A 537-nucleotide genomic window follows, 5' to 3' on the forward strand; every position below is an offset into this window, starting at 1 on the left:
ATTTCAATGATTGGTGATGCGTACGCGCAAAACCAAAAAGAGCTCAAGAAGTACTACGCTCAAGTAAATGACCTTCGCCACGCATTGTGGAAAGGTGTCTCACTCGATTCGGATGACTTGCTCCGTCGTGAAGTCATTAAGCAGCTGATTTGTAACTTTAAGCTTGATAAAAAAGCGATCGAATCTGAATTCAGAGTGAAATTTGAACAGTACTTCAAAGAAGACCTGCAATTGCTGCAAACGTTCATCAATGATGAGTTGGTGGAAGTGGATGACAATGAAATTCGAGTGACACTGCGTGGTCGCCTGCTTATCCGTAACATCTGTATGAGCTTCGATAAATATCTGCGAGCAAAAGCGCGTCAGCAGCAATTCTCTCGCGTGATTTGATCATCGCTTGCCGATTCCAAATACAAAAAATGCCAGCAAATGCTGGCATTTTTTATGATTTTTGCGCTGATTAAACGCGATCTTTAACTTTTTCTTTCAGTTCTGCTTTTTCTGCATCAGAAATGAAAGCAAGCTCAAGGCCATTGA

Annotated in this window: 1 pseudogene; it reads left to right on the forward strand. The window is 41.5% G+C overall.

The window, feature by feature from the left end:
* Positions 1-390, forward strand: a pseudogene (locus R7Q09_RS27945) (oxygen-independent coproporphyrinogen III oxidase); the annotation flags it as partial.
* Between the last annotated feature and the right edge of the window lie 147 nt (positions 391-537).

The sequence above is a fragment of the Vibrio sp. 2130-1 genome, from assembly GCF_033339515.1.